We start from the raw sequence: 12552 nt of genomic DNA on the forward strand, positions 1-12552 counted from the left end.
TAACTCTTGATTTTCAACATAAAAAACTTTAACACAATATTTTTATTAGATAAAAAATTTAATGCTAGAAAGCCTTTAACTCATGTTGTTAAAGGCTTTCTAGCATTTATTTAAGGTATTATGGCGTTAAGTAATAGTACGTCTTTTTCGACAAATGTTGATCAGCCCTTTAGTTGAGCCATCCATATCTAAAGGTATATCAATATTTGACAGCTTACTAAATATGTCATTCCCGAGCGCTTTGCCTAATTCTACACCCCATTGATCAAATGAGTTTATTTGCCAGATAACGCCTTGAACAAATACTTTATGCTCGTACAGGGCAATTAAGCTACCTAAAGCTTTCGGGGTTAATTTTGGCATTAAGATGGTGTTACTGGGTTTATTGCCTTTCATGACTTTATGAGATGATAAGTAACTTATCTCATCGGTGCTGCATTTTGCTTTGGTCATCGCGGCAATAACTTGTTCTTCAGTTTGACCTTCCATTAACGCTTGGCTTTGTCCCAAACAGTTGGCAATTAACATGTCATGATGATCTGAAATATCAACATGAGGGTTAAGCGGAAGAATAAAGTCGACCGGTATGGGCGTTTTACTTTGATGAATTAACTGATGAAAAGAATGCTGTCCATTGGTTCCTTCACTACCCCAAATAATAGGGCCGGTATCGTAGTTGGTTTCTTTATTATCTAAGTTGACCGATTTACCGTTACTTTCCATATCCAGTTGTTGTATGTATGCCGGTAAACCACGTAAATAGTGGTAGTAGGGCAATAATACTTGCGATTGTGCACCATGGAAATTTCGATACCAAATACCTAATAGTGCCATAATTACCGGCATATTTTCTTCAAATGGTGCTTGTCTAAAATGTTCATCCATTTCAAATGCGCCATGTAAAAACGCTAAGTAGTTATCAAAGCCAATACCGATAGCAAGTGGTAAACCAATGGCTGACCAAATAGAATAGCGTCCACCGACCCAATCCCACATGGGGAAGATATTTTTTTCACTGATACCAAAACTTTTAGCCGCTTCAATATTAGCCGATACACAAGCAAAGTTATGTTGAATATCACTGAATTTAGCTTGTTTTAAAAACCATTCTTTCGCCGTTTCAGTATTTCTTAGAGTTTCTTGGGTGGTTAATGTTTTTGATGAGGTGATCACCAAGGTTGTTGCTGGATCTAAACCCGACAGCACATCATGAATATGACAACCATCCACATTGGCGACATAATGTACATTCAAGTGTTTTTGACGATATGGTTTTAAGGCTTCAGACATAATTTTAGGCCCTAAAAATGAGCCGCCAATACCAATAGCAACAATATCTTTAAAAGCCTTGCCGCTATAACCTTTGGTAACGCCCGATGAAACATCATTCACAAAACCTTTGATTTTTTCTAAGGTGTCATTGACCAAGGGCATAATATTTTCGCCATCAACATAAACCGGCTGATTAGAAAAATTACGCAGGGCGGTATGTAACACTGGGCGATTCTCAGTGGTATTTATTGGCGCGCCAGAAAACATTTTTTCTATTTTTTCATCAACACCGCACTGTTTCGCCAAATCAACAAGCAAGTTCTTTGTTTCTGGTACCAAATGATTCTTGGAGTAATCTAAGGTTAATCCTGATGCGGTTATGGTGAATTTATCAAAGCGTTCAGGGTCAATACGAAATAAAGATTTTAAATGTATTATTTTGCTGTCTAAATAATGAATTTGTAAGTTTTGCCATGCCAGTGAATTAGTTAACATGTGTATTAAGCCTTTCTAATAAAATTTAAGTTTTTTCAAAAAATGGAGTCGAGAGCAAAAAATGATTTTTGCTCTCGACAACAGTGTTATCTATTCAATGTTAGTGCTATTGGCTTTAACAAGCCAAAACGCTAATCTAATTTACTGAGCACTGCTTGATGAGTCGGTGGTTGGCAACCTATTTTTGAGACGTTAATCGCCGCCGCCAAAGAGCCAAATTTTAACGCGTAAGCTAAGTCTTGCTGTTTTGCTGTTGGTGTTAGCGCATTATCACGAAGTAATTGAGCTAGCATCGCTGAAAAGAAAGTATCTCCAGCACCTACGGTATCGCCCATAGGCACAGCTTTAAATACATCTTGTTTAATATTAAGGTTTTCGGTAATAAAGTGCGCACCCTGTTCACCTAAGGTCAGTACCACCATGCCGTTGGTCATCTGCTTAAGCATAGCGCTAGCGAGATGTTCTGGATCACCCGTTAAATCTTGCAATTGTAAGTCTTCATCACTGACTTTTACAATGTCGGCAAAGGTGACAAATTGTGCAATGGCGGCAACATATTTACCGTGGTCAATTTCAACACCTTTACGGACATTGACATCGATACTAATTTTTACGCCTCTAGATTTCAGCTCGGCCATCACCGGAATCAATACCTCAAGCATTTCAGGCACGAGTGCTAAAGAACCGGTATGAAAAAGATCTAAATCTTTTGGCAGCATGTCTAAAAGCTGCTCAGCGCTAATATCTAAGTCAGCAACTGACTTACGATACAAGCTGTAGTCTGGGTTACCTTGTTCATCTTTATACACTAACGCTAACGAGGTTTTTTGCATCGAGCGGTTATTAACCGGGATATTGATACCTTCTTTGACGGCAGACTGGTAAATTTTATCGCCAAATATATCAGTTGAAATAGGTGATAAGTAACTACAGTCAAGTCCCTGTCTAGAAAAGCTTCTTGCTACATTATAGGGAGAACCACCAATAAAAGGACGGTAATCGTCATTTTCTTGCTCGATCATATCAAAAAGCGCTTCACCGAAAACAGCTACTTTAAATGTCATGTTAATTCCTTTCTTTACCTGTTGCGGGTTTGTTAAAACACAACAGGTTAGTTTTAATTGTTAATGTGCTGAAATCGGCATTGTGAGGTGAAACAGGAATATAAATACCGTCGATTTTAATCTATGCTTAATAAGCGTTCAGCTGTGTATTCATTGGTGATTAAGCCATTGATTAATTTAGATCTAAGTGCTCCTAGTATGGCAAATACCTTTTCTTCACCAGCGGCAATAGCATATACCGCCTTGTCAGAGTTTATTTTTAAAGGCGTACTAGCAACCCGTTGGTTAACGGAGCAGTCAATTAAATTACCCTTGATATCTAGAATCCAACTAATTAACTCACCGACAGCACCTTTGGTTTGTAACTCTTTGAGTTCTTTTGGGGTAACAAAACCATCGATATAAAGTGGAGAATTAATAGCTAAATTACCAACGCCAACAAAAGTAACATCAGCTTGTGCGGCTAACTTTAAATTATTAGCGACATAATGTTGCGCGTGCAACTGCTCTTTTTCTTCTTTACTATTGGGTAGTACCGGTAATGGCATAGGGTAATGCTTAGCGTTAATTTGTTCAGCCATACGCATAACAACATCGTATGAAGAGGCTGAACCATCAGAAGCCATATTACCCAATAGCGCCACTATTTGATGTTGTTCACAGTTCAATAAGGAGAGTTCTTCTACACAAGCGCGTAAAACTCGGCCTGTTCCCATGGCTATCACTTTGGGTTCAGATGATTTTAAGTGCATTTCTATTTCCTGAGCACCTGCTTGAGCAAGCCCTAAGGTAGATGACGGTACACCATCGTCACTTGGCACCACAATACAAGATTTTAAGCCAAAGCGATTTCTGAGCTTTACTTGAAGATCCATGCACTTAGCTATTGGATGTTCTAGCCTGACTTTAATCAAGCCTTCGCTAACCGATAACGCCACCATGCGTTGTGCAGATTGACGCGAGACATTAAGCTTTTTGGCGATTTCTTCTTGTGTATTACCGGCAACGTAATATAACCAGCCGGCTTTAGCTGCATCGTCTAGCTTTCTTGTTTCTGCATTAGATCGCTTTAACATGGTTTACCTCTCGATTTTAAATGATGAACTTAGCGAAGGTACCTGTTCAAACAACTGGTTCCAATGTCCTATTGTACTAACACCCTCGAGTATTTGAGTAGCGCTATCTTTATTTTTTAAATGACTAGCCCCAACATATCGGATGACATGCATGTTGGCTGCGAGTGCAGCACGGATACCCGCGTTGGAATCTTCTATCACTAAACAGTTTTTCGGTGCTACGCCCATTTTTTTCGCCGCATGTAAAAATAAATCTGGTGCGGGTTTGCCATTTTTTACTTCAGAGGACGTAAATACCTGGCCGTCAAAATACTGTTCAAGTTTGGTATAATGCAGTGAGTGTTTTACTTTCTCTGGACTGCCACTGGTAGCAACACAACTGTCGACATTAAGTTGAGATAATAGCCACTGCAAATGATCCGTCTGTTGGAGCTCAGCGGCAAAAACCTCTATCAAAGCGGCTCGATAACGCTGGCGAAATTCACTGGTTAAAATAACCGCAAAGTCGGCGAAAACTTTAGCGGTAACATGCTCAAAATTAAACCCTAAGAAGTGAGTAAGAAAATAATCCTCTGACACCACTACACCGATTTCTTCAAGCATATTAAGTAATACGCGCTGGCTTAATATTTCACTATCGACTAAGACTCCGTCGCAATCAAAGATGACTAAATTTATCGAGTTATGCCGAGATAAAGCCATAGATTCAGTCATCTTTGTTTTTCCTATTGTGTGGTTATTTTAAATAAGTCTTTAGAGTAGCAAGAGTACCGATATCCCAAAGCATTTCCAACCAAAAGGTAAAGTTTTTAGTAAAGTTGTCATCATTACTAAGATTACCAAAGATATCATTCATTTGTAAAAATACTGACGGGTCTTCTTTGGCTAAAGTCGCTTGTGTTATTAACCTTGTTGCTTGTGGATCATCAAGCGTAAAGTTACTGTCACCATTACCGCCTTCAAAACAAAGTCGGCACCATAAAGCCACCACAAGCGCGAGGCCTTTACCGTCTTTATTATTTGCTATATTGGCGGCTATTATGGGTAGAATAAACTTAGGTAAGCGGTTTGATGCATCTTGGCAAAGCCTAGGCACAGTATCGCGTATCTCTGGATTAGCAAATCTAGCTTCGATAATGGCAAAATAATCATCAAAACTAACCCCAGGTACCGGTGCAAGTGTTGGGATAATTTCATCACTGACCAGCTTTTTAAGGTATTTACTGATCAAGGGATCGGCCATCACGTCATGCACAAAAGCAATATTTAACAGCGCGGCAGGGTAGGCAATAGCGGCATGACCGCCATTAAGAATGCGCAATTTCATTAATTCAAATGGTGCGACATCGTCAACAAATTCAACGCCTACTTGCTCTAAAGGTGGGCGACCATTGACAAAGTTGTCTTCTAATACCCATTGTCTGAACGGTTCACAAAAAACCGGCGCTTGGTCTTCAATATCAAACAATGTGGTTAAACGTTCACGCTCTTGAGCCGAGGTTGCAGGCGTAATGCAGTCAACCATCGAGTTTGGAAACGTCACATGAGTGTTGATCCACAAGGCTAGTTCTGGGTCAATCGCATTGGCCATTTCATTAACCACACGTTGCACTACACGGCCATTATGTGGAATGTTGTCACAAGACATGACCGTAAAAGGGGCTATTTCTTGTGCTCGGCGAATTTTAAGTGCCGCAATAATTAAACCAAATACGGTTGAAGGTGAGTCGATATTGGCAATATCGGCTTGAATTTCTGGATGAGCCAGGTTAAAAGCACCTGTTTTGTCATCCATAAAGTAACCACCTTCAGTAATGGTTAATGAAACGATGCGAATTTCACTTTCACTGAGCGCAGCAATTAACGTGGCGGCGTCATTTTCAATAAAATCGATCATCGATGCCGTAACTTGAGCGGTCAGGTTATTATCATCTAATTCAACAACCGTTGTTAACCAGTCTTGTTGCTTAAGTTTATCTCGCATCGCCGCATCGTATGACTTAATGCCAGCACCGCGAATAGCCCAATCGTGAGCCGTTCCTGTGTTAAATAATTTGTGCATATACATAGCTTGATGCGCACGATGAAAATTACCGACACCGATATGAATGATGCCTGGCGACAAAGATTCTCTACTATAGTGAGGTTTTTCAACCTTACTTGGCAGTGTATCTAGGGTTTGATTGTTTAGCTTAATTGACATATATAACTGCTCTTAGGTATTCAACCGGCTAAATAGCAACAAGGCTAGCGTGTTGTTGAGGCAAAGTGATACCTGCGGCATCAAAATGTAGCATCTTGTTTTCTACGGCACTTAAATAAATATTGTCGCCATAAACATAAGGGCAATCGCCACCGGCTTTTACGGTAAAGGTGGCTTTACCTTCGACATGCACATGTAAAAAAGTTTCAGAGCCAAGATGTTCGATAACCCCTACTTTTCCAGGCCAGGTACCTGATGTTGTTGATATAGTGATATGCTCAGGTCTTATGCCTAAGCAACAAGTGGCATCGGTAGCCGTTGGCTCAACAGCTATAAAGTTCATTTTTGGTGAGCCAATAAAACCCGCCACAAATTTATTCACTGGCGTGTTGTAAAGCTCAAGTGGACTGCCCACTTGCTCGATGATGCCGGCATTAAATACCGCAATACGATCGGCCATTGTCATGGCTTCTACCTGATCATGGGTAACATAAATCATGGTAGTGGCAAGGGTTTTATGCAGCTCAGAAATCTCTAAACGCATATTGACCCGCAAAGACGCATCTAAATTAGATAAGGGCTCATCGAATAAAAAAGCAGAAGGTTGACGCACGATGGCACGACCAATAGCAACACGTTGGCGTTGACCCCCAGATAATTGCCCGGGTTTACGGTCAAGGTAATCAGATAGGTTTAATGTTTTGGTGACACTCGCTATTTTTTTCTCAATCTCTGCTTTGCTAACTTTCGCACGCTTTAAGGGAAAAGCGATATTGTTGCGCACCGACATATGCGGGTACAAAGCATAAGATTGAAACACCATGGCTAAGCCTCTTTTAGCCGGTGGGGTATCAGTCGCATCTTGGCCATCAATTTCTATGTTGCCGCTGGTGGTGTCTTCTAAACCCGCAATCATTCTTAATAAGGTGGATTTGCCACAGCCTGACGGCCCCACAAAGACAATAAACTCACCATCTTTAATGGCTAAATCAATCGGTTTAATGACGCTAACATCACCAAAATCTTTTGTTACTTGTTTTAAATTAATACTGCCCATCTTGAAAATTCCTATTTAACGGCGCCGAAACTTAATCCACGCACTAATTGTTTTTGACTAAACCAACCCAAAATCAGGATCGGCACTATCGCCATCATTGACGCGGCAGACAACTTGGCATAAAACAAACCTTCGGGGCTTGAATAGCTAGCAATAAAGGCGGTTAATGGCGCGGCGTCGGCGGCGGTTAAAATCAGCGTCCAAAAGGCTTCGTTCCACGCTAAAATGACCGTTAACAATAATGTTGATGCTATACCCGGTAACGCGATAGGTAAAAGTACATACCAAATTTCTTCACCAATATTGGCCCCATCCATGCGCGATGCTTCAAGCACTTCACTGGGGATTTCTCTGAAATAGGTGTAGAGCATCCACACCATGATAGGTAAGTTAATTAAGGTCATCACAATCACCAAACCTACTTTAGTATCGAGTAAACCAAAATCACGAAACAACAAGTAAATGGGAATAAGCACACCCACCGGCGGTAACATTTTGGTTGAAAGCATCCACATTAATAAATGTTTAGTGCGTTTCGTTTGTACAAATGCCATGGACCAAGCCGCAGGGATAGCAATGAGTAGCCCTAAAATACTTGAGCCCAGTGAAATCACGATAGAATTCCAAAAGTGGTTAAAGTAAGGCGATCGGGCTAATACCTCTTCATAATTCTCTAGCGTCCAGTCAAACATAAATAAGCTTGGGCTAGCTGAGATAGCTTCCGCTTCTGTTTTAAAGCTAGTGATCAAGGTCCATAATATGGGAAAAAATATTAAGCTACTGATCGTCCAAGCTAAAAAGGTATAAATAATTTTTGATCTATGACTATTTTTTATCGACATTGCTTAATCCTCCAAGTTCTTACCAATTAATCGCATTAAGAAAATAGCAACTATATTGGCGATAATAACCGCAACAATGCCGCCTGCTGAGCCACCACCGACGTCAAATTGTAATAATGATTGGGTGTAAATGAGATAGGTGATATTGGTTGATTCATAGCCTGGACCACCGCTGGTGGTGACTAATATCTCGGCGAAAATTGACAGTAAGAAGATAGTTTCAATTAAAATCACCGCGGTAATGGCGCGCGATAAGTGCGGCAAAACGATGTAATAAAATTTACTGAAGGGACCCGCACCATCTAAATCAGCGGCGTCAAGTTGCTCTCGATCTAACGATTGAATTGACGTCAGTAATATCAGCGCAGCAAACGGTAACCACTGCCACGAGACAATAATAATGATGGACAATAAGGGTATTTGAGCAAAGAAATCAATCGGCGTCATGCCAAGCCAAGTCGCAAAATGTGCAAATAAACCATTCACCGGGTTCATCAGCATATTTTTCCACACTAAGGCAGACACCGTCGGCATAACAAAGAAGGGCGCTAAGACCATAATACGGACGTAGTTACGACCCCAAATAGCTTGATCGAGCAAAATAGCCAAACCAATACCACCGCCCAGGGTGATCAGTAAAACACCCCCCACCAGTAATATTGTATTGAAAAATGAAGCAAAAAATGCCGGATCGGTCAGGAAAAATTCATAGTTTAAAAAACCAATGAAGGCATTATTGCCCGGGGTAAGTAGATTGTAATCTAAAAATGAAAAATACAATGTCATGCATAGCGGTACCAACATCCAAGCCAACAGTAAAACAACTGAAGGAAATAACATTAATCGAGCTAGTGTTCGTGAATTTGACGTCGCCATCACCAGAACCTTTTAAAAGTAAAAATTTGGACAAGCCATTACGACTTGCCCACTAAGAAAAACTAATGTTCTATTTTGGATAACCTGCTTTGCGCATAGTACGGTCTACTAAACGCTGAGAGGCTTTTAACGCTTCCTTCACCGTCATGGTGCCGGTCAGTGCCGCCGCAAATTGTTGTCCAACTGCCGTGCCGATACCTTGAAACTCAGGGATAGCAACAAATTGCACACCCACATAAGGAACAGGTTTAACGGTTGGGTTAACAGGATCAGCCGATTGGATAGAATCTATAGTGATTTGTGCAAAAGGTGCCGCTTTCATGTACTCAGGGTTGTTATATAATGATGCTCTAGTACCTGGTGGTACTTTTGCCCAGCCTTTATTTTTAGCCACAAGCGCAGAGTAGTCTTTAGATGTCGCCCAGCTAATAAACTTTTGAGCCGCTGCAGACTTTTCACTACTTGCCGGAATAGCTAAGGTCCAAGCCCACAACCAGTTTCCGCGTTTGCCTAAACCTTTATCCGGGGCTAAAGCAAAGCCAACCTTGTCTGCTACGGCAGAATCTTTTTCGTTAGTAACAAAGGCTCCGGCAACAGTGGCATCAATCCACATACCACATTTACCCGTTTGGAATAAGGCCAAGTTTTCATTAAAACCATTAGCTGATGCGCCCGGAGGACCAGACTCTGCCATCACATCTACATAGTATTGCAAGGTGTCATGCCATTCTTGAGTGTCAAATTGTGGTTGCCAGTTTTCGTCAAACCAACGGGCACCAAATGAGTTAGACATAGCCGTTATTAGGGCCATATTTTCTCCCCAACCCGCTTTACCACGTAAACAGATACCATAAACACCGGCTTCTTTATCTGTCATGGCTTTAGCTGCTTGACGAATAAAGCCCCAACTTGGCTTTTTAGGCATTTCAAGTCCCGCTTTTGCAATCAAGTCGGTGCGATACATCACCATCGAACTTTCACCATAAAATGGGGCGGCAAAAAGTTTTTCGTCTACGGTTAAGCCACTTCTTATCGCGGGTAATAAATCATCAACATCATAGTTCGCCCCTAGGCTATCAAGTTCAGTTAACCAACCTTGTTTGCCCCAAATTGGCACTTCATATGTGCCTATGGTCATTACGTCGTATTGCCCACCACCGGTGGCCACATCAGTCGTGACACGTTGACGAAGGATATTCTCTTCTAAAGTCACCCACTTTAAGGCGATATCAGGGTTTTGGCGGGTGAAGTCATTGCTGAGTTCTTTCATGGTGATCATGTCACCATTGTTAACTGTGGCAATGGTGATTGTCTCTTTTGCGGCGGCTGCGGCACTCATGGTCATCACGCCACAAGCTAGCATCATTAATTTATTTTTCATCAGGTGTTCCCCATATTCAACGTTAATGTCTCACCAAAGGTGTTAAATGAGACTTTTATTATCATTATCATTGTCATTGTAAGTTATTGTAGTCTATAAGAAAATAAACTTGCCATGCCGCTTGGGCTTAAGCCCAGGTCAACATGGCTAGCGTTAATTAGCCGGCAAAGCCGGCTAATTTCTTAAAACTTAACCGAAATCTCTGAGGTGAAGCCGTCAAAGCCTGTGCCGATTTGGCCACCTGAATTAGCGCCTTCTTCTTGATCAACATATTCAAACTTCAACAATGTTTTGTCGTTAAACCAGTAACCTGCGGCAACTTGAATACGCTCAACCGTGTTGTCAGTTTGTGCGATTAAATCTGAAGTGTTTTCCGCTTCTGAATAACGCGCTGCTAGATAGAATTTGTTCGGTATTATGTAGTGTTGTGCTTCAAAGGTGTAGTACTCAACAGACGAGTCGCCTTTAATGACACTATTTGAGTCGAAAGTTGTACCATTAGCATCGGCAATACCGTCAACACCAAAGTAAGTAATGCCTGCTACGGCGTTACCGGCAGCATCGGCGAAAGTGTAATCATCAGTCGACTTACCTAACATGAAAATTAGGCTAGTTTCTGGTGTAGGTTGATACGCTAGGTTTAACTGAATAATTGACTGTTCAACCCCTGGCATAGCGCCAACATGGGTATCACGCTCACTTGAAGCACCTGCAGAGAAGTTGTAGTTTTCACCATCACCAAAGCGATAGTTAGTTGTTGTAACACCAGCAAGACTGGCTACACCATTTTCAAAGCGTAGTTGGTCGCCTTGGTTGGCTTGGAAATAATTTAAACCCGCTTTAAAACCGCCAGCAAATTCAAGTGTTCCTTGTAGTCGAAAGTTAAAGCCGCGATCTTCTTGGAAGGCTTCACCAAAACTTGACGTAGTGACATGGCCGGCAACATTATAACCGCGGATCATACCGCTATCGCGTGTCTCGCTGTAGCTTAATTGCATCCCATTTTCTGCGGTTGCATAGTCTGTAATACCGTTACCAATAAGTGCATTACCTTGGTTATCAGCGCCATCTTGAAAACCTTTAAATTGGAAAGGGGCTGCGCCTATGTTACCTAAACGAAGTGTTAGGTTAGCGTTATCGCGCGCTGCGCCAGAAAGGCCGAGTAGTTCAAATTCAATACCGGCGAAATCTTGGTGAAAGGCGAAATCTCGGTCGCCGTTATTACCAAAATCATTTGGCTCTTCTGCGATGTCGACATCAGCGACGATATACTCGTTGATGTGAAATTTAAATTGTAAATTAACTCTTAGACGACCAAAGCCTGAAGACTGTTCTTCATCTACTGGACGAAATGCACCCTCTTTCGCTTGAATGGCTTGGTAGTTTTGCAAGGCTAGAAAGTTAACTTCTGCAAGGCCGTCAAGAAATTCGGCAGATTGAACGTACGCCGGTGCTGATGCCGCCATAACAGCTGCTGCGAGTAAGCCAAACTTATGAGTTTTGCGGATTATTGCTTTAGACATGGTAATTCCCCTTTCGTTGTTTGATGAAACTAATGTTTTTTGTATATCTTGTATATTTTTCAACATAGTTAACCTGTTATATTTCGGATGTTATTTGTAAACTTATTAATTTGCTTACATTTACTGCTCTTGTTGGCATAAGGTCCGGTATGAGCATATGCCCAACAGATGTTTATAATCCCACGGTAATTTATTGTCGTCAACCAGTTTGTTTGAAAAATAGGCGAGATTTTAAATATAAATTATATTAAGCTTTTGATTCATTAACTTAGTGTGATTAATTAATTTGTTTTATGCAGTGAAAAGGTTTTTTTGCTGTGTAAATAGCTTGTTTTTGTTCTTTTTAAGGTATTAAAGAGCCATTACTTCAAAGTATTTAATGAGCGTGAATGAAGGCTGATGATGTAAGGATTCTTCTTTAGGCATGATTTTTAGGCATGATTTCTAGGTATGTTTTTCAGTGTGAATAGCGTCGTTTGTTACGAATATAAAGTGGCAGTATGTCAGCGTCTAGCATCATAGAAAAATACATTTATTTCGCAGGTTATTGATAATTTTTATCTTCATATTCGTCAATGCGGATGACTCAATTAGGTTTAAGTCAGCTTATATATGCTTAAGGACACTTTATTTAGACAAAGCTTAGGCAAAGCTTTTATCTTAAAGTAAAAAGGGTAGAGAGCTTAAGCGTGAATTTGCTGTTATGCCTAGCGATACAATATTTACTTAAGAGCATACTATTTACAGGTCATTTTTAGGTGAC

The 12552-nt window shown here is 40.8% G+C and carries 10 protein-coding genes; all 10 read right to left on the reverse strand.

Annotation, left to right across the window (positions count from 1 at the left end):
• Positions 1 to 126: 126 nt before the first annotated feature.
• The gene (gene pgi / locus H4J61_RS01535) at positions 127 to 1773 is read right to left on the reverse strand and encodes a glucose-6-phosphate isomerase (RefSeq protein ID WP_404852053.1); all 1647 of its coding nucleotides are present in this window, start codon (positions 1771 to 1773) and stop codon (positions 127 to 129) included.
• Between the two features lie 125 nt (positions 1774 to 1898).
• Entirely contained in the window at positions 1899 to 2831 is a 933-nt protein-coding gene (locus H4J61_RS01540; protein ID WP_182183066.1) for a carbohydrate kinase, read from the reverse strand.
• Between the two features lie 116 nt (positions 2832 to 2947).
• Positions 2948 to 3907, reverse strand: coding sequence for a sugar-binding transcriptional regulator (locus tag H4J61_RS01545; protein WP_182135246.1), 960 nt, complete (start codon positions 3905 to 3907; stop codon positions 2948 to 2950).
• Positions 3908 to 3910: 3 nt separating this feature from the next.
• Positions 3911 to 4621 carry an HAD family phosphatase gene (locus tag H4J61_RS01550; protein WP_182135248.1) on the reverse strand — a complete coding sequence of 237 codons (711 nt, stop codon included), beginning with the start codon at positions 4619 to 4621 and terminating at the stop codon, positions 3911 to 3913.
• A 22-nt stretch (positions 4622 to 4643) separates the two neighbouring features.
• Entirely contained in the window at positions 4644 to 6110 is a 1467-nt protein-coding gene (locus H4J61_RS01555) for a mannitol dehydrogenase family protein (RefSeq protein WP_182183068.1), read from the reverse strand.
• A 28-nt stretch (positions 6111 to 6138) separates the two neighbouring features.
• Entirely contained in the window at positions 6139 to 7167 is a 1029-nt protein-coding gene (locus H4J61_RS01560) for an ABC transporter ATP-binding protein (RefSeq protein WP_182135252.1), read from the reverse strand.
• A gap of 11 nt (positions 7168 to 7178) precedes the next feature.
• Entirely contained in the window at positions 7179 to 8009 is an 831-nt protein-coding gene (locus H4J61_RS01565; protein WP_182182768.1) for a carbohydrate ABC transporter permease, read from the reverse strand.
• A gap of 3 nt (positions 8010 to 8012) precedes the next feature.
• Complete coding sequence (locus tag H4J61_RS01570; RefSeq protein WP_182183070.1) at positions 8013 to 8885, reverse strand: carbohydrate ABC transporter permease; 873 nt, start codon at positions 8883 to 8885, stop codon at positions 8013 to 8015.
• A 70-nt stretch (positions 8886 to 8955) separates the two neighbouring features.
• The gene (locus H4J61_RS01575; RefSeq protein WP_182183072.1) at positions 8956 to 10266 is read right to left on the reverse strand and encodes a sugar ABC transporter substrate-binding protein; all 1311 of its coding nucleotides are present in this window, start codon (positions 10264 to 10266) and stop codon (positions 8956 to 8958) included.
• A gap of 182 nt (positions 10267 to 10448) precedes the next feature.
• The gene (locus H4J61_RS01580) at positions 10449 to 11789 is read right to left on the reverse strand and encodes a hypothetical protein (protein WP_259363051.1); all 1341 of its coding nucleotides are present in this window, start codon (positions 11787 to 11789) and stop codon (positions 10449 to 10451) included.
• Between the last annotated feature and the right edge of the window lie 763 nt (positions 11790 to 12552).

Origin of the sequence: Colwellia sp. MB3u-4, assembly GCF_014077065.1 — a bacterium.
GTDB lineage: Bacteria > Pseudomonadota > Gammaproteobacteria > Enterobacterales > Alteromonadaceae > Cognaticolwellia.